Annotated in this window: 18 protein-coding genes; 2 read left to right on the top strand and 16 right to left on the bottom strand. The window is 52.7% G+C overall.

The window, feature by feature from the left end:
* Positions 1 to 14 precede the first annotated feature (14 nt).
* From dagF to pmbA, 10 genes are all read right to left on the bottom strand, one after another.
* The gene (gene dagF / locus OGW44_RS25575) at positions 15 to 755 is read right to left on the bottom strand and encodes a 2-dehydro-3-deoxy-phosphogluconate aldolase (protein ID WP_115191062.1); all 741 of its coding nucleotides are present in this window, start codon (positions 753 to 755) and stop codon (positions 15 to 17) included.
* Positions 752 to 1,870, bottom strand: a complete 1,119-nt coding sequence (locus OGW44_RS25570; RefSeq protein WP_115191063.1) for a DgaE family pyridoxal phosphate-dependent ammonia lyase — start codon at positions 1,868 to 1,870, stop codon at positions 752 to 754. The genes dagF and OGW44_RS25570 overlap by 4 nt, the downstream gene beginning before the upstream one ends.
* A complete protein-coding gene (locus OGW44_RS25565; RefSeq protein WP_185654786.1) occupies positions 1,854 to 2,987 on the bottom strand; it encodes an amidohydrolase/deacetylase family metallohydrolase in 1,134 nt (377 codons plus the stop codon). The genes OGW44_RS25570 and OGW44_RS25565 overlap by 17 nt, the downstream gene beginning before the upstream one ends.
* Positions 2,988 to 3,045: 58 nt before the next feature.
* Positions 3,046 to 3,690 (bottom strand): DUF4310 family protein, encoded by a 645-nt coding sequence (locus tag OGW44_RS25560; RefSeq protein WP_003830379.1) that lies wholly within the window; start codon positions 3,688 to 3,690, stop codon positions 3,046 to 3,048.
* A gap of 11 nt (positions 3,691 to 3,701) precedes the next feature.
* Complete coding sequence (locus tag OGW44_RS25555; RefSeq protein WP_005134210.1) at positions 3,702 to 4,478, bottom strand: DUF4311 domain-containing protein; 777 nt, start codon at positions 4,476 to 4,478, stop codon at positions 3,702 to 3,704.
* Positions 4,479 to 4,500: 22 nt separating this feature from the next.
* Positions 4,501 to 4,800 (bottom strand): DUF4312 family protein, encoded by a 300-nt coding sequence (locus OGW44_RS25550; RefSeq protein WP_016151468.1) that lies wholly within the window; start codon positions 4,798 to 4,800, stop codon positions 4,501 to 4,503.
* 2 nt (positions 4,801 to 4,802) lie between these two features.
* A complete protein-coding gene (locus tag OGW44_RS25545) occupies positions 4,803 to 5,165 on the bottom strand; it encodes an SFCGS family glycine-rich protein (RefSeq protein WP_003830384.1) in 363 nt (120 codons plus the stop codon).
* A gap of 10 nt (positions 5,166 to 5,175) precedes the next feature.
* Complete coding sequence (locus OGW44_RS25540; protein ID WP_016151467.1) at positions 5,176 to 5,484, bottom strand: PRD domain-containing protein; 309 nt, start codon at positions 5,482 to 5,484, stop codon at positions 5,176 to 5,178.
* A 330-nt stretch (positions 5,485 to 5,814) separates the two neighbouring features.
* Positions 5,815 to 6,201, bottom strand: a complete 387-nt coding sequence (gene cybC, locus OGW44_RS25535; RefSeq protein ID WP_016155540.1) for a cytochrome b562 — start codon at positions 6,199 to 6,201, stop codon at positions 5,815 to 5,817.
* Positions 6,202 to 6,248: 47 nt separating this feature from the next.
* Positions 6,249 to 7,601 (bottom strand): metalloprotease PmbA, encoded by a 1,353-nt coding sequence (gene pmbA / locus OGW44_RS25530; RefSeq protein WP_047358563.1) that lies wholly within the window; start codon positions 7,599 to 7,601, stop codon positions 6,249 to 6,251.
* A gap of 95 nt (positions 7,602 to 7,696) precedes the next feature.
* Here pmbA and yjgA point away from each other — a divergent pair, with 95 nt between their 5' ends.
* Positions 7,697 to 8,248, top strand: coding sequence for a ribosome biogenesis factor YjgA (gene yjgA, locus OGW44_RS25525; RefSeq protein ID WP_016151465.1), 552 nt, complete (start codon positions 7,697 to 7,699; stop codon positions 8,246 to 8,248).
* Between the two features lie 63 nt (positions 8,249 to 8,311).
* Here the strand turns inward: yjgA and OGW44_RS25520 are convergent, their stop codons facing one another.
* The 5 genes from OGW44_RS25520 to mpl form a co-directional block, all read right to left on the bottom strand.
* Complete coding sequence (locus OGW44_RS25520) at positions 8,312 to 9,628, bottom strand: PTS sugar transporter subunit IIC (protein WP_077249809.1); 1,317 nt, start codon at positions 9,626 to 9,628, stop codon at positions 8,312 to 8,314.
* Positions 9,629 to 9,634: 6 nt separating this feature from the next.
* The gene (locus tag OGW44_RS25515; RefSeq protein ID WP_075849093.1) at positions 9,635 to 10,324 is read right to left on the bottom strand and encodes a 6-phosphogluconolactonase; all 690 of its coding nucleotides are present in this window, start codon (positions 10,322 to 10,324) and stop codon (positions 9,635 to 9,637) included.
* Positions 10,325 to 10,340: 16 nt separating this feature from the next.
* A complete protein-coding gene (locus OGW44_RS25510; protein WP_080859623.1) occupies positions 10,341 to 11,663 on the bottom strand; it encodes a 6-phospho-beta-glucosidase in 1,323 nt (440 codons plus the stop codon).
* Positions 11,663 to 12,415 (bottom strand): MurR/RpiR family transcriptional regulator, encoded by a 753-nt coding sequence (locus OGW44_RS25505; RefSeq protein WP_185654787.1) that lies wholly within the window; start codon positions 12,413 to 12,415, stop codon positions 11,663 to 11,665. The genes OGW44_RS25510 and OGW44_RS25505 overlap by 1 nt, the downstream gene beginning before the upstream one ends.
* 286 nt (positions 12,416 to 12,701) lie before the next feature.
* A complete protein-coding gene (mpl, locus tag OGW44_RS25500) occupies positions 12,702 to 14,078 on the bottom strand; it encodes a UDP-N-acetylmuramate:L-alanyl-gamma-D-glutamyl-meso-diaminopimelate ligase (RefSeq protein WP_047414759.1) in 1,377 nt (458 codons plus the stop codon).
* Between the two features lie 175 nt (positions 14,079 to 14,253).
* Here mpl and fbp point away from each other — a divergent pair, with 175 nt between their 5' ends.
* A complete protein-coding gene (gene fbp, locus OGW44_RS25495; protein ID WP_016155536.1) occupies positions 14,254 to 15,252 on the top strand; it encodes a class 1 fructose-bisphosphatase in 999 nt (332 codons plus the stop codon).
* Positions 15,253 to 15,304: 52 nt separating this feature from the next.
* Here the strand turns inward: fbp and OGW44_RS25490 are convergent, their stop codons facing one another.
* Positions 15,305 to 16,417, bottom strand: a complete 1,113-nt coding sequence (locus OGW44_RS25490) for a methyl-accepting chemotaxis protein (protein WP_016155535.1) — start codon at positions 16,415 to 16,417, stop codon at positions 15,305 to 15,307.
* Positions 16,418 to 16,468: the final 51 nt, after the last annotated feature.

Below are 16,468 nucleotides of genomic sequence, written 5' to 3'. Positions count from 1 at the left end.
TCCTCATCAGTCAGTTAGCCTACGCAGGCCCGGGTCATCGCCATCAGTTGGCGCACGTCGTCCGGTCGGGTGTTACCACTCACCTTATCAATAATCGAACTATAGATGTGAGGAATGATTTTGCTCACTCCGGCATCCAGGGCGATCTGCAAAATTTCAGTGAAATTATCCAGATCGATACCGCCAGTTGGCTCCAGCCAGAAGTCATGACGGGCGCAGGCCTGGGCGACTGCAATGTACTCTTCACGGCACTTCAGGCCACCCATTGGGAAGTATTTAATCGAGCTCCCCCCCATGTCTTTGAGCAACGCAATCGCGGTTTCTACCGGCACAATGCCGTCCGGCGTCTGGCTGCTCAGCGGACCGGTGGAGATTTTCACCCTGCCCGGAGTGCCGGTTGGCGAGACCAGACCGTTGACCACCGTATCCTGCTGACCCAGCAGCGCGCGACTGGTCGCCACGCCGGTAAAGACCTGATTAACATGCTGTGGCTGCACCTGACGGGAGATTTCACTGACCATCGCCGACTGGTTTGGATCGCCCGCCCCCAGCCCCACGGAGAGGGCATTGTCGATAAGCGCTGCGTATTCACGCATATCCGCGACCGCGCTTGCGACATCCGGGTAATTTTTTGACAACACACCGACCAGCACGTGTCCTTCCGCCGCCGCGTAAATATCCCGGGCATTTTCTTTGGAGCCCGCCAGCACGTTCAGGCAGACGCGGTCGCGATAAAAGTTAGGGGTCAGTTTCATGCTTTTTTCTCCTGCGAAATCACTTCACCAATTCGACGGGCCACAATCTCCAGTTGCGCGCGATCCACGCTGCGCACATCGGCTTCGATAATGCCTTCGTTAGCTTTGTAACCACGGAAGTAAATCGCGTACTCTCCCTGCTTGAGCGCGTCGACCAGTTCACCTGTGGCGATCCCGGTTACCGCTTCGTCAAACTTAATTTCCGTGCGCGCGATGTCGCGCCCTGCGCTGTCCCACACCACGCGGGCACTTACGCCGTGAAGCTGGTTTAACGCATTAATGAACGGCGTCATTTTCTCGACCATCTCCGCGCCGCTCTCTTTCTGCGCGTTCAGATACAGTTCGATGGCGCAGGTCAGGCCAAGAATCCCCTCTTTACCCACCTTCATCGCCCGGCCAATCCCCGCGGTCTGGCGCTTCACCCACTCAACGTATTGGGTTTTGCCAATCACCAGGCCGCTGGTTGGCCCTTCAATCGCTTTCGCACCGCTATAAATCACCAGATCCGCACCAACCCGGTAGTAGCACTGCAAATCCTCTTCCGCCGCCGCATCCACGATTAGCGGCAGATTATGCGTACGCGCCACCACCGCAGCCTGTTCCACGCTGAGCATACTTTTCTGGACGCAGTGGTGAGATTTGATATACAGAATGGCCGCCGTGCGTGGCGTAATGGCCGCCGCCAGCTGAGCGGCGGAACATTCGTTGGCATAACCCGCTTCCACTAGCTTGCCGCCGCCGAGCGCCACCATGGTGCCAACCGGAGCGCCAAAGTTGACGTTGTGGCCTTTGGGCAGCACGATTTCGTTGTTCTCGATCGGCGCGGCGTGCAGGTTCTCCAGCAGCCAGTCGCTGTCCTTAACCAGCACTCCAGCCACTGACAGGGCGATTCCGGCCGAAGCGCAGGAGACGACGGTAGCCCCTTCCACCTCCAGCAATTTCGCAATGTAGTCACCGGTCTTATTGACCAGGTCTTTCATCTCAAAATATTGATTCATCCCCGCCATTGCGGCCTCAACCACTTCTGGTCGTGGCGTAGAAACGCCGAGCGCCGTCATGCGGCCTGAGGTGTTAATCACCTGTTTTAAATTGTATTTCTCAAAAATCGAAGGCATGTTCCGCGCTCCCTTGTTCGGTCATATAGCCCTTGCCCGCACGTATTGCGGCAAGCGGCACCAGCAGTTGTTCAGCCTGCAGGCTGTCGTTTTCTGCATCTACCAGCACGGTTGGCTGGCGCTTAAGCGTAAAGAGGGTTAAATCGGCATCCAGACCAACCTGCAGTCGCCCTTTCTGTTTCAGGCGCAGACCATCGGCGGCATTGGCAGTAACGCACTCAATGACCTGCGGTAGCGACATCCCAATGGCGAGAAATTTCGACATCACATTCGCCAGGGAATACACCGGGCCGCTGATACGGTTGCGACAATAAATATCGGAGCTGATGGTGTGCGGCAAAATGCCCAGACCAATAGCGCGTTTTGCCACCGCAAAGCTCAGGCTAGCGGTGCCATGCCCAACGTCCAGACGCACACCGCGTGAAATCGCCCGCGTCACTGACGCTCGCAGCTCGCCTTGCGGCGTCAGAATACGATTCGGCTTACCGTTGTAGCAGTGGGTAATGATGTCGCCCGCGGTCAGGCATTCGACGATCTCATCCAGATCCGGCGGATTGTTGCCGATGTGCACCATCAGCGGCAGGTCACCGTTCTGCGCTTGCATCGCTTTGGCGCGCTCCAGCGGCGTAATGCCGTTTTCACCGACCACGCTGCTGCTCATGCGCGCCTTCAGGCCGACGATAAAATCAGGATGGCGCTTCACCGCCTGTCGCACCGCATCGGCGTCAATGTTGGCCATATTAGCCAGCTCGTTCTGGGCGATAAGCCCAACGCGGGAAATATTCAGCAGCGCATACACTTCGGTGGTCGCTTCCCGGGTCAGGGTATAAAAATCATCGATATCATCCGCCCCGGTACTACCCGCATCCACCACCGTGGTAACGCCGGTAGCTATACCGACGCTGTCCGGCTGGTCGTGATAAATCGGGGATTTCGGATAGCAGTGAACATGGGAATCAATCCAACCTGCGCTGACGTAGTACTCGCCGCCCAGTTCGATGGTTTTCAGCGCCGGGCCATCAACGTCGCCCAACGCCGCAATTTTGCCGTCTTTGAGCGCAATATCGCTCACCGTATCGTCAACGAGGCGCGCACGGCGCAGGAGTAAATCAAACATCGCACTCTCCTTTGCCGGATGGCGGCGCAACCGCCTCATCCGGCCTACAAATCAACAGTTAGCTAATGGCAATCGGGAAGATGGACCCGAGGATCATCGCCCCAAGGATCGCCCCGCCGGTGATCGGTTTCTGCCACAGGTAAAACAGCAGCGCGCCCGCCAGTGAACCGATGCCGATAGGGATAGACGCCGTCATCGCGCTGAGGATAATCAATGGCCCGAGGAAGCGGCCGGAGGCATTACCGGCCCCCATCATGACATCCGCGCCGTAGGTCGAGTCGCTCTGATTGATGGTGAACTTACGCGCCAGAATAATGATGTAGCCAATCGCCAGACCAATCACCAGACCGGTAACCAGCGACGCTGCGAAGTTGGCAACCGGGAAGATAATACCTGCGCCCAGCAGCAGCGCCGGAACACCTAACCCGACCCCGGTCTGAATAGCCCCGCCAATATCCAGAATCCCCACCAGCGAACCTTCAATGATGCGGGCAAACAGGAAGCTTGCACCAAATGCCGCCACCGCCCCGTAGGAGCCGGTGTCCATTCCCGCCTTCAGCATCGCCACAAAAGCGACTTCGTTAAATGCGCCAATACCGTACAGGTAGTACATGTGCGTTCCGGCAAATACGCCAGAGGAGAGCAGGCCAACGAAGATCGGGAACGACCAGTCAGCGAACCAAAAACCTTTATTCTGTTCCATGATGGCCTCCGTTATTTACCGCTGAGCGAGTTGTGGATCAGTTCGAGCCAGTTAGGCACGGTCAGATGGAAGGATTCGATCATCTTCATGTCGAAGCCGCGGAAGAAGCCGCTCAGGACAAACAGCGCGACGATAGCCACCATCATCACTTTAGTGACGTGGTTCCAGCCGCTCTCTTCCACGCCTTTACCGATCAGAATGCCAAGGACCAGACCCGGAACGGCGTTGCCCATAATCAACTGCGCCGCGCCGCCAAAGACGGTGGCCCAGAAGCCTGATTTTTTACCGGCATCGATCGCCGCCAGCCAGAAGATCACTGGCATCACGGTGTTAACCAGCAGGTTAGCCGCAGGCACCAGCACCTTGACGGCAGTCACCTGCAACGCTTCCGGTACGGATGACGCCGTGAGGTTCAGGAAGGTCACGACGATCATCCCGATAACGCCGCAGGCAATCGCCATGCGCTTGGGATCGTGCAGCGTTTCACCGACGTTGCGGTTTTTAACCATCAGCGCAGCAGCGCCCCAGTTGGGGATGATGCGATGGTCGACGTCCTGAGTGAACGCCCCCGCCGCAACGGAGGAAGCCCAGGCGTTAAAGAAGAAGCCCAGGCCGAACGAGAAGTGAGAAGCCGGATCCCCTTCGCAGGAATTCAGTTCTCCCAGAGTACGAAACGCGCCCATCCCTTGAGTGGTAGGCGCATGAAACATGCGTGCAGCCCCAGCGCCGACACCGACGCCAACCAGGCCGCCGATGATGAGCGATTTTATTAATATTATCAGGAACATAATTATGCCTTTTAATAAAGAATCAGCGTTGCGTAACGAAATCCACCTTGTCGAGATTGATGGCAGTTACGTTGACGGTCACGTCCAGCTCCACGCTGAAGGTGCGTCTTTCCCGGCGCAAAAAGAGGAATAAAAATGCCTCTTTGCGCACCGATTCACGCGCTTGAACAACCTGCACATCCTGTGGCTCAATACGCAGTAAGATATGCGGCGACGCTTTCATCACCGCAGCCTGAACGTGGTTCAGGGCATCGGCAAAGGCGCGCGCTTTGGCCTCGCCCTTGCCAGTGACTCTCACCGTGGTGGTGAATTGTTCTTTCATGCTTAAGCGCCGTGTTTCTTTTGCCACGCCTGTACCAGGCGCTCACCGAGTTCTTCTTTGTCCATAAAACCGAACCCCAGCACGTTGCAACCTTCGTTGATGGCAGTGACCCCTTCATCAACCGAGCGCATGCCGTATTTCGCCTTGTAGCCGTATTTGGTCTGCGCGGTAATCGCACCCGCGCCGCCACTGCCGCAAAACGAGATGCCAAAGGTGGCGTTTTCCGCTTTCATCACGTCACCCAGCTTCATATCAGCCGCAACGCCCGGCACCACAACCGCACGGCCGCCCGCTTTCTCAACGCCTGCCGCCACTTTCTGGCCTTTACCCAGACGATCGCCAATCACTACGGTAATCTGTTCCATCTTTTGCTCCTTAAAGGTTGTCTTTCGCGACTTCGAAGTGCACCGACAGCAGCCAGGCCTCTTCCTCAGGAAGATTGCCAAACTCAGCGACCACGTCACGGGCAAGCGCCATTGATTCGGCAGAAATTTCATCAAACAAGCTGGCATCGACTTCTGGTAAGGGTTCACCCGTTACCGAGCGGTGCGCCATGGCGCGAACATGCGACGTCAGCATCTGTTCCTGTACAGCGTTGGGAATAATGTGGCGTTCACGCAGCAAGGCATACACCTGCGCCAGCATGCGGTCGGCCAGTTCCACCGATTCCCCCATGTCATTCATTACAGCTCCGTTATTCACTCGTCTTACCCCACTAGTGGCTCTGAGGGTAACTTAGCGGTGGGGGTTAAAAGTTTGTAGCGAGTTGTTTTCCACTTCGAAGTGGAAAGGGGCGCAGCGATAGTGATCTGTGCCGCAAAAAGGGCCGGGACCACGATTAATCACTGGAAGAATGTGATTGAGATCGCAAGAGTGAGCAGCAAAATGGAAGGAAATGCGAACAATGAATGGACGATAAAAATGAAAAAATGTGATGGGGATATCGTTTACTTATGGGATGCAGGGGGGCAGCGTCTTATCCGGCCTACGGTTATGCAGGCCGGATAGAGTAGATTAGCGGAACTTCTTGTGGTTTTCGTTGCGCGTTTTTTTCAGGTCTTCCGCAACGGCTTTCGCCTCTTTGACTTTACCTTCGTTCGCCAGTTTAAGCGCGCCGTCAATCTGACCGATCAGCGTGTCAAAGCCGTGGCGGAAATCTTTCATCTCCGCACTGTCCGGGGATTTGCTCTCCAGCTTCGGTGGCGTTCCCTTTTGAGCATCCAGCGCGGCTGCACGCATTTTGGTCAACGCGTCTTTCAGTTCAGTCGCATTGTCCGTTTTTTCGACGATCTTCAGGTTGTCGTTGAGGATCCCCATGTCATCTTCGAGATCGGCTGCAAACGCAGAAGAACCAAGAACCAGCGTTGAAGCCGCGACGATCGCTAACAGGTGTTTACGCATTGCTCACTTCCTTTTTTATTATTAAAAAATTAACGCCTTAACGAGTATCATTGCCCGGCGATTTTCATCTCCGGTAACAATACCGAACCACACTGTATATTACTGCGTGTTTCAATATCGTTGCCTACGGTCACAATATTGCGCCACATCTCTTTTAAGTTACCGGCGATGGTAATTTCACTCACCGGATACTGAATTTCGCCGTTTTCGACCCAAAAACCCGCCGCGCCGCGCGAGTAATCGCCGGTAATGCCGCTTACGCCCTGCCCCATCAGCTCGGTAACCACAAGACCTGTGCCCATCTCTTTGAGCAACTGCTCGAAGCTTAGACCCTGTCCTGGAATTCGCCAGTTGTGGATCCCGCCCGCATGACCGGTGCTCTTCAGTCCCAGCTTACGTGCGGAATAGTTGGTCAGCAGCCATTGGGTCAGCACACCGTCTTTAACAATGTCACGGCGTTCGGTCCGTACGCCTTCGCTGTCGAACGGCGACGACGCCAGCCCTTTCAGCAGGTGCGGATGTTCTTCAATAGTCAGCCATTCCGGCAGAATTTGTTTGCCCAGCGAGTCGAGCAGGAAGGTGGATTTACGGTACACCGAACCACCGGCAATCGCGCCGACCAGATGTCCGAACAGCCCAGTCGCCACTTCGTTGGCAAAAATCACCGGCGCTTTCATGGTGGAAAGTTTACGCGGAGAGAGGCGAGATAAGGTGCGGCGAGCACAGTCTGCCCCCACCCATTCCGGCGTTTGCAGATCGCCCATCGCCCGGCCAATGGTGTAGGCGTAATCACGCTCCATATCGCCATTTTCTTCCGCGATGACGCAGCTGGAAAGAGAGTGACGCGTGGAGCAGTAGCCCTGCAGCATCCCGTGACTGTTACCAAACACTTTGATGCCGTAGTGGCTGTTAAAACTGCCACCCTCGGTATTGGTGATACGCTTATCGGCCTGTAGCGCCGCCTGTTCAGCGCGGGCTGCCAGTTCGATAGCTTCGTCAGGGGAAACTTCCGCCGGGTGGAACAGATCCAAATCTGGCGCATCAAAGGCCAGCAGTTCTTTATCTGCCACGCCCGCGCACGGGTCCGGTGAGGTGTAACGTGCAATATCCAGCGCGGCCTGCACGGTACGTGCAATCGCCTGCGGGCTTAAATCGGTGGACGATGCGCTGCCCTTACGGTTTTGGTGATAAACCGTAATCCCCAGCGCGCCATCGCTATTGAATTCTACGTTCTCCACTTCACCATAACGGGTGCTGACGCTAATACCCGTGGTCTTGCTCACAGCGACTTCCGCGCCATCCGACTTACCTGACGCTAATTCCAGTGCCGTCGAGACCGCTTCTTCCAGAATCTTACGCTGCGCTTCAACTTGTGAGATTACTTTCATCGCAAATGCCATAATGTAGAGAGAGTTTCTCTGAAGTCTAACAGAGAACCGTTTTTCAGTGCGCATCTTAACTGGTAACATTAGCCTCTTTTTTTAAGGAGCCTGACATGACTAAGCAGCCCGAAGACTGGCTCGACGACGTTCCCGGTGATGACATCGAAGACGAAGACGATGAAATTATCTGGGTTAGTAAAAGTGAAATAAAACGTGACGCCGAGGAGTTAAAACACCTGGGTGTGGAACTGGTGAAACTGGGGAAAAACGCGCTGGATAAAATCCCGCTCGACGCGGATTTACGTGCCGCGATTGAGTTGGCCCAGCGTATTAAGATGGAAGGTCGCCGCCGCCAGCTGCAGCTGATTGGCAAAATGTTGCGCCAGCGCGATGTTGATCCTATCCGTCAGGCACTGGACAAGCTGAAAAACCGTCACAACCAACAGGTTGTACTGTTTCACAAGCTTGAGCAACTGCGCGATCGCCTGATCGCCGAAGGTGATGATGCGGTAGCGGAAGTGCTGAACCTGTGGCCAAACGCCGATCGCCAGCAGCTTCGTTCTCTGGTTCGCAATGCGAAGAAAGAGCAAGAAGGCAACAAGCCGCCGAAATCAGCACGTCAGATTTTCCAGTATCTGCGTGAACTGGCGGAAAACGAAATCTAATCTCTTCGTCTGCAGAAAGTGCCGGATGATGTAAATACTTCATCCGGCCTGGATTCTGTGCTCTTACTGCTGGGGCTGCATTTCGCCCATAGCGTTCTCTGACTGACTCTCTTCATGCAGATACTGCTTATCTAAAATCTTCACGAACGGTGTATAAATCGCGGTGGCGATAACCAGATTCGCGGCCTGTAAAACAATGCCTGAAATCCCGGTGGTGAGGAAACCAGAAATAAAGATCGGCGTTGTCCAAGGAATGGAGATACCAGAGGTGGGGGGAACCCAGCCGAATGCGATAACCACATAAGTAACCGTACACAGCACCATTGGGGTAATGATAAACGGGATAAGCATCAGCGGATTAAGCACGATTGGCAAACCAAAAATAACCGGCTCATTAATGTTAAAAATTGCCGCCGGTGCCGCCAGCCGTGAGAGCTGCTTTAATCGCGTACTTTTGGCAACCATAAAGATGCTAATCAACAGTGCCCCGGTAAAACCCGTACCGCCGGCAATCAAATAGACATCCCTGAACTGCTGAGTAATGATGTTGGTCGCTACCAGCCCGGCCTGAGTTTGCGCCAGGTTCTGCGCACTGAGCGTTTGCCAGATAGGCCCCATTACGGATGTCATGATAGAGTCGCCATGGATCCCAAAGAACCAGAAGAAACTGATCATCATCTCAGCAATCAGTTGCGATAAGAGGGAATTCCCCAGATACAGCAACGGCTGTTGCAGCATGACGCTGATAAATTTCCCCGGTGTACCAAAAGGCGTGTTCTCAAACAGCACCTTGACGATAATCCAGAACAGTAGCACCAAGAAGATAGGTACCAGCGATTTAAACGACCTGGCAATCTCTGGCGGGACACTCGCAGGCATCTTGATGGTAAAAGCCCTGTTTTCCAGAAACTGAACCACCTTGATGGTGACCACAGTGACGATAATCCCTAAGAACATCGATTCAGAGCTAAAGTCGAGCAACGCGTAAGCATCGGCGACGATTTCTCCCGATCCTGTCGTAATATGACCAGGCGACATTAAGAAAAAGATCGCCACCGGTAAAATAGCGGAACTTTGGCTGAGATTAAGCTTTTCAACTAACTCCTTTGAGAAGGTGATAATCACCAGCAGCGTCATTAATCCGTAGCTGGCGTTAATCCCGTAATTGAGCTTATCCAGCACGCCTTCCCCTAACAGCGAACTCATAAACTCGTGATAGCCGTTAACAGGAAAGTTGGTTAACAATACGAAAAATGAACCGACAATCAAAAAGGGAATCAGGGCAATAAACGCATTTTTTAGTGCGGTCAGGTAGATGTTTGACGAGATTTTCTCGGCCAGTGGCAACATCTTTTGTTCGAGTAGAGAGGTTATGCTCATGCCCGCTTACCCTATAAGGTTTTTTGTCACGTAATAATTAACCTGCGGGAACTGCTTGATATAGATGGCAGGAACCTGAGTGTGGTGCGCATCGCCGTTAACAATCTCCTGATAAATATCCTTTTTCGTATCGTGGTTGATGATGACAATCACTTTTCCAGCCTTGATGATTTTATTCAGCCCGACGGTAATACCTTCGGTGAGGGTGACATCTCCGGAGAAGTATTTATGGCTGGCGACGTTAATTGTTACGTCATCCAGTTCAGTTTGTAGATAATCCTCATCAAACGGCACGCCCGGCTCGTTTAAGCCGATATGGCCGTTCATTCCCACGCCCAGAATTACATAGTCAAACTCTTCACCGTTGAGCACGGTTTGGTAATGGGCAATATTTTGTGCCGTAGAGGCAAACGGATTGAAATGGACTAACCGCACCGGATAGGCACATTTGTGCACAAAGTCCTGATTAATCATGTTCAGGCAGCTGCCATCTGATTCGCTGGGCACGTTGACCCACTCATCCAGCGCAAAGAAGGTAAGGCGTTCGGCAAACGGTGTCGCTGCCAGTGCTTCGTAAATCCAGTGAGGCGTGCTACCGGAGGGGATCAGCACGCGAGAATGTGGTTTGAGCGCGGATAGCTCACTAACGACCTGTTCAGCCAGCGCGGCATTGGTATCAAACGTTGTACATTTCATCCGTTTCTTCTCGCTATTAAAGTGATTCAATCTTTTTGGCGAATAAAGGAAGATACTTTTTATTGGCCAGCAGCATCTCTTTGACTAACGCCACCCCCGAAGTGTCGCTTGAGCATAATGGGTTGAAAATAAAGCCTGAAATAAGCGCTTGATAATCGCCGGTGGCGGCGGCTTTGACGATCTGCGCTTCATAGTCTTTCATCATGGAAACAATCCCTTTCGCAGGAGATGGGATCTCGCCAGTACAAATTGGAATCGGACCATTACGGGTAAGCACACAGTTCACTTCAACTACCGCCTCTTCCGGTAAATTAGTGATAGCACCGCCGTTACGAACGTTGACGGTTTGAATGCTCTTATCGTCGAGGTAAATAGCGCGAATAACGTTCAGCGCGGCGGTGGAATAAAGCGCACCGCCGCGGGCTTCCAGCTCTTTAGGCTTATCCTGAAGCGTAACGTCGCTGTATTTTTTAAACAGTTCGGCTTCGATATTTTTGACGATCTCACCTCGTGATTGCTCGGCTGCTTCCTGCTCGGCCAGCATTTCAGTCGTCTTGAGGTAGTATTTTAAATAGGAAGAGGGGATCAGATTGGTGGCGGCCAGCAGCTCTTTATTAAACTGCTCATTGCTGATGTTTTTAAAGCTCAGTGCATCGACGTCGGCGGCGTTGATTATCTCGATGGTTTCGCGGGTACGGTCGACGCCGTTATGCAAAATTTTGGTAATAAAGTTCATATGATTGGAGCCTTTGAACTCGACGTATAAATCCTCTACGTTGGCATTCAGCAGCCCGGCCACCTGATGGGTCATATTGACAGGACCATTGCACAGGCCGATGACCCGATTGTTGTGGCTGTATTTGAGTACCGCTTCTGTCACCATGGAAGCTGGATTGGTGAAGTTAATCAGCCAGGCGTTTGGACAAATCGCCTTCATTTCATTCGCTATTTCAATGATGACCGGAATGGTGCGCAGAGCTTTGAACATCCCGCCCGCACCGTTGGTTTCCTGGCCAATAAAACCGTATGACTTCGGCAGTTTTTCATCAACGATTCGGGCATCAATACCACCGACGCGCAGTTGAGTCACCACGAAGTCGGCACCTAGCAGCGCTGTTTTGCGGTCAAAAGTTTGGATGACATCAATTGGTAAATTTGCTTTGGCAAGCATTCTTTTGGTGAGATCGAAAATGATGTTCATTTTCTCTTTACCCATTTCAACGTCGACAAAAGCGATGTGAGAGATGGGAAGCTGGTGGTAGTTTTTAATTACACCTTCAATCAGTTCTGGCGTATAGCTGCTACCCGCACCAATCACCACGAGTTTTAGTTTTTTCATTAGTCTTCTACTTTTGAATTAAATTTCAACGACACTTTTCTGACATTGGATAAATGGAAAAGCATAATATCTACGATGGCTATCTGGATCGGATAGCTTATATTTTCGAAAGCAGTATCTTTAATAATGGCGTTTTTGTAGATCAAGACCGCATCGGCCTTAAGCGCCAGCGTAGAGTTTTCCCGGCTGGTAATCGCGGCCACCTTGATGCCGTTTTTTCTGGCATTAAAAATTATCTCTTCCAGCATTTCTGACTCACCGCTGTTGGAAACAATCAGCATACAATCGTTAGCGGTCAGAAAGCGGCTGCGGACATTACAGTTGGTGTAGTCTGTTTCATTGAGGATATTAAAGCCCAGCACCATCAGATTATAGCTAACATAGTTCGCCACGCTATCTGATGTACCGTATCCCCAGGTGATAATCGTATTGCAGTCGGACAAAAAATCACAAAAGACTTTGACTTTATTCTCAGACACTCTGGTTAAAGCATCCTGCATTTCTTGTATATATTCGCTAACAAACACGTTATGGTGCTGCGAGTTTTGCGATCTGGAGAATACGTCCCGAATGTTGACCTTAAACTCCTGGAAATTATTAAAGCCTAATTTCTTTACCAACTTAGAAATAGATGGCGCGGTAGTATAAACGCGATCTGCCAGTTCATGAATTTTCATTTTATAAACATCAGCAGGATTCTCCTGACAGAATTTATAAACTCGCAGTTCATTATTGGTTAAATTTTTTCGCATGGAGCGCACCTTTTATTATGTGGCACTTACGCCACATTGGCTCTCGAGGGGATATTAGCAAGGGAAAAGCGGAAATAGATTTTATGATTTAGAAATTAATTTCTGCGATCTGAGTTATAAATTTCCATATGGAGGCTTCCCATTCCGTTGAGAAGTATGGCGTAACCAGAAGGCCGGATGGCAACGGAGATCGTGCTCCTGAGAAAGTGCCGGATAACGGTGTAAACACCTTATCCGGCCCACAACGGATCGTAAGCCCGGTAAGCGTAGCGCCACCGGGCATTTTTTACTCTTCTTCTGCCTGGGCTTTCTTCGCCAGGCCATCCAGCAGTTTTTGATGGATGCCACCAAACCCGCCGTTACTCATCACCAGGATGTGATCGCCAGGCTGTGCGGTTTTCACCACCATATCTGCCAGTGCATCCACATCGCCGCTCCAGTGCGCAGGCTGAATGCAGGCTTCAGCGACTTCTGCTACCTGCCACGGAATATGCGGGGGTTGCAGCAGGAACACTTCGTCCGCACGCCCTAACGACGGCGCCAGGTCATCTTTGCACAGGCCCATTTTCATGGTGTTCGAGCGTGGTTCCAGCACCGCGATGATGCGCGCCGTGCCACCCACTTTACCGCGCAGCGCCGCAAGCGTTGCCAGAATGGCCGTTGGGTGATGGGCGAAATCGTCATACACCGTCACGCCATTGGCTTCGCCGCGCAGCTCAAGACGACGACGGGCGTTGATGAACGAGCCCAGCGCATTGGCTGCATCCGCAGGCACGACGCCAACATGGCGCGCGGCAGCAATCGCCATCAGACCGTTGTGCATGTTGTGCTCGCCTACCAGGCCCCACTTCACCACGCCAACATTTTCACCGTCCAGCCACACTTCCCATTCGGATGCATCAGTGGTCAGCTTTTTCGCCTGCCAGTGACCTTGTTCACCAACCAGCTCTTGTTCGCTCCAGCAGCCCATCGCCATCGTCTGTTTCAGATTGATGTCGTTTTCCGGGTAGATAATGCGTCCCTGGCCCGGCACGATACGCACCAGGTGGTGGAACTGTTTCTGGATCGCTTTCAGATCGTCAAAGATATCAGCGTGATCGAACTCAAGGTTGTTGAGGATCAGCGTACGCGGGCAGTAATGTACGAATTTAGAACGCTTATCGAAGAAGGCGCAATCGTACTCATCCGCTTCAATCACGAAGAAGTCGCTCTCACCCAGGCGCGCGGAAACTTCAAAGTTCCCCGGTACGCCGCCGATCACAAAGCCAGGCTTATAGCCGCAGGCTTCAAGGATCCAGGTCGCCATTCCGGCGGTGGTGGTTTTGCCGTGCGTCCCCGCAACCGCCAGTACCCAACGATCGCGCAGCACAAAGTCATGCAGCCACTGCGGGCCGGACATGTACGGAATATTCTTTTCCAGCACTGCTTCCACACACGGATTACCGCGGGTCATGGCATTGCCAATGATCACCAGGTCCGGCTGCGGATCGAGCTGGCTGGCATCGTAACCCTGAATCAGATCAATGCCTTGCTTCTCAAGTAAGGTACTCATCGGCGGATACACATTGGCGTCCGAACCGGTTACTTCATGACCGAGCGAGCGCGCCAGCATCGCCAGACCGCCCATGAAAGTGCCACAAATTCCCAAAATATGAATGCGCATACGTCACTATCCTTTTTTAATCTGGGGGCCATTTTACGCACATGTCCGGCAAGTGAGAAACGCATTTCAGGATATTCCGTAGTTTGCTGGCGCGATTCACCTAAGCGCGACAATGGAAATATTTGTTAATATTGTTGCGGTCGCTTTACTCCACATAAATTGCAGGGAAAGTGTTATGAAAACGTTAGGTGAATTTATTGTCGAAAAGCAGCACGAGTTTTCTCATGCTACCGGTGAACTCACTGCTTTGTTGTCGGCAATAAAGCTGGGCGCCAAGATCATCCACCGCGATATCAACAAGGCCGGTCTGGTCGATATCCTGGGTGCCAGCGGTGCTGAGAACGTGCAGGGAGAGGTTCAGCAAAAACTCGATCTGTTCGCGAACGAAAAACTGAAAGCTGCACTGAAGGCGCGCGACATTGTGGCGGGCATTGCCTCGGAAGAAGAAGATGAAATCGTCGTCTTTGAAGGCTGTGAACACGCAAAATATGTTGTGCTGATGGATCCTCTGGATGGCTCATCCAACATCGATGTTAACGTCTCTGTCGGTACTATTTTCTCTATTTATCGCCGCGTAACCCCAGTCGGCACGCCGGTCACGGAAGAGGATTTCCTGCAACCAGGCAACAAGCAGGTTGCTGCGGGCTACGTTGTTTATGGTTCTTCCACCATGCTGGTGTATACCACCGGCTGTGGCGTACACGCCTTCACCTACGATCCATCTCTGGGCGTATTCTGCCTCAGCCAGGAACGTATGCGCTTCCCGGCGAAAGGCAGCACGTACTCCATTAACGAAGGCAACTACATTAAATTCCCGAACGGCGTGAAGAAGTACATTAAATTCTGCCAGGAAGAAGATAAGTCAACTCAGCGCCCGTACACCTCGCGCTACATTGGCTCTCTGGTTGCGGATTTCCATCGTAATCTGCTCAAAGGCGGGATCTACCTGTACCCAAGCACCGCCAGCCACCCGCAAGGGAAGCTGCGTCTGCTGTACGAATGCAATCCGATGGCCTTCCTGGCCGAGCAGGCGGGCGGCAAAGCGAGCGATGGTAAAGAACGCATTCTGGATATCACCCCGGAAAGCCTGCACCAGCGTCGCTCCTTCTTCGTAGGTAACGACCATATGGTTGAAGATGTAGAACGCTTTATCCGCGAATTCCCGGACGCGTAATACGCTTTGCCGGATGAGACGTGTTAACGCCATCATCCGGCAAATTTATCCCCTACGCCGTTTGTACTTTAAACGCCGCCATTGCTTCGAGCAGCGCATGTGACTGCTCTTCCAGTGAGCGGGTAGCCGCTGAAGATTGCTGTACCAGCGCCGCATTTTGCTGCGCCGTTTCATCCATCTGAATCACAGCGATATTCACCTGCTCGATGCCGCGACTCTGTTCCTGCGACGCGCTGGCAATTTCACGCATCAGTTTGGTCATGCGCATCACTTCATTGGCAATCTCATCCATGGTTTCGCCCGCCTGCTGCGCCAGCTCGCTGCCTTCTCCCACGTGGGTGTGTGAATCGCTGATTAACGTGCGGATCTCTTTTGCCGCCTCGGCGCTGCGGCTGGCCAGATTACGCACTTCACCTGCAACGACCGCAAAGCCCCGCCCTTGCTCACCGGCACGTGCCGCTTCAACAGAAGCATTGAGCGCCAGGATATTGGTCTGGAAAGCAATACCGTCGATTACGCTGAGGATGTCGGCGATTCGGCTGGAACTGCCGGAAATATCGCGCATTTTCTCAATCACATAGCACACCATCTCACTGCCGCGATCGGCGGTATCCGACACCGATTTTGCCAACTGGTGTGCCTGTTCCGCGTTCTGCGCATTCTGTTTCACGGTCGCCGTGAGTTCTTCCATACTGGCGGCGGTCTGCTCCAGCGAAGTGGCTGTCGATTCAGTACGTTGCGCCAGATGCTGGTTCCCGGCCGTCAGCTCACGGCTACCAATATCAATTTGCAAACTGGCATCACGGACACGCTGTACCGAGTCGCCCAACGCATGGCGCATTTCATCCATTGCCGCGTTCAGACGGTTGAATTCGGCGCTGGCCGACAGCGCGGTAACCGGCGACAAATCCCCCGTCGCCAGGCGTTCCAGTTGCTCAACCATATTATCCAGCGGCTTGAGAAACTTATTTCGCAGCATGAACCAAATCACCGCCAGCAATGCGAGGGCAGCCAACATCGAGGCACTCATAATACCGTGGTAAATCAACGAAGTAATGATACGGGTAGAGGCATATAGCCCCATACCGCCGGTCAGCAACAGAAGGAACGTCAGCAGAGACAATAACACCAACAAACTTGATCGAATTGAAAGGGATTTTGGCATCGTTATATTTCCGGTTGTAGGGTTAAAACAGACCTGTACAGAACCTATCGA

The sequence above is a fragment of the Citrobacter sp. Cb023 genome, from assembly GCF_030336805.1.
GTDB classification, from domain to species: domain Bacteria; phylum Pseudomonadota; class Gammaproteobacteria; order Enterobacterales; family Enterobacteriaceae; genus Citrobacter; species Citrobacter braakii.
The sequence above is the reverse complement of the archived record's forward strand: the minus strand, read 5'-3'. Positions and strand labels throughout refer to the sequence as shown.

What these genes read in the sequence shown, in the direction of transcription:
- dagF (WP_115191062.1), bottom strand. Translation starts at nt 755, where the DNA reads ATGAAACTGACCCCTAACTTTTATCGCGACCGCGTCTGCCTGAACGTG.
- OGW44_RS25570 (WP_115191063.1), bottom strand. Translation starts at nt 1,870, where the DNA reads ATGCCTTCGATTTTTGAGAAATACAATTTAAAACAGGTGATTAACACC.
- OGW44_RS25565 (WP_185654786.1), bottom strand. Translation starts at nt 2,987, where the DNA reads ATGTTTGATTTACTCCTGCGCCGTGCGCGCCTCGTTGACGATACGGTG.
- OGW44_RS25560 (WP_003830379.1), bottom strand. Translation starts at nt 3,690, where the DNA reads ATGGAACAGAATAAAGGTTTTTGGTTCGCTGACTGGTCGTTCCCGATC.
- OGW44_RS25555 (WP_005134210.1), bottom strand. Translation starts at nt 4,478, where the DNA reads ATGTTCCTGATAATATTAATAAAATCGCTCATCATCGGCGGCCTGGTT.
- OGW44_RS25550 (WP_016151468.1), bottom strand. Translation starts at nt 4,800, where the DNA reads ATGAAAGAACAATTCACCACCACGGTGAGAGTCACTGGCAAGGGCGAG.
- OGW44_RS25545 (WP_003830384.1), bottom strand. Translation starts at nt 5,165, where the DNA reads ATGGAACAGATTACCGTAGTGATTGGCGATCGTCTGGGTAAAGGCCAG.
- OGW44_RS25540 (WP_016151467.1), bottom strand. Translation starts at nt 5,484, where the DNA reads ATGAATGACATGGGGGAATCGGTGGAACTGGCCGACCGCATGCTGGCG.
- cybC (WP_016155540.1), bottom strand. Translation starts at nt 6,201, where the DNA reads ATGCGTAAACACCTGTTAGCGATCGTCGCGGCTTCAACGCTGGTTCTT.
- pmbA (WP_047358563.1), bottom strand. Translation starts at nt 7,601, where the DNA reads ATGGCATTTGCGATGAAAGTAATCTCACAAGTTGAAGCGCAGCGTAAG.
- yjgA (WP_016151465.1), top strand. Translation starts at nt 7,697, where the DNA reads ATGACTAAGCAGCCCGAAGACTGGCTCGACGACGTTCCCGGTGATGAC.
- OGW44_RS25520 (WP_077249809.1), bottom strand. Translation starts at nt 9,628, where the DNA reads ATGAGCATAACCTCTCTACTCGAACAAAAGATGTTGCCACTGGCCGAG.
- OGW44_RS25515 (WP_075849093.1), bottom strand. Translation starts at nt 10,324, where the DNA reads ATGAAATGTACAACGTTTGATACCAATGCCGCGCTGGCTGAACAGGTC.
- OGW44_RS25510 (WP_080859623.1), bottom strand. Translation starts at nt 11,663, where the DNA reads ATGAAAAAACTAAAACTCGTGGTGATTGGTGCGGGTAGCAGCTATACG.
- OGW44_RS25505 (WP_185654787.1), bottom strand. Translation starts at nt 12,415, where the DNA reads ATGCGAAAAAATTTAACCAATAATGAACTGCGAGTTTATAAATTCTGT.
- mpl (WP_047414759.1), bottom strand. Translation starts at nt 14,078, where the DNA reads ATGCGCATTCATATTTTGGGAATTTGTGGCACTTTCATGGGCGGTCTG.
- fbp (WP_016155536.1), top strand. Translation starts at nt 14,254, where the DNA reads ATGAAAACGTTAGGTGAATTTATTGTCGAAAAGCAGCACGAGTTTTCT.
- OGW44_RS25490 (WP_016155535.1), bottom strand. Translation starts at nt 16,417, where the DNA reads ATGCCAAAATCCCTTTCAATTCGATCAAGTTTGTTGGTGTTATTGTCT.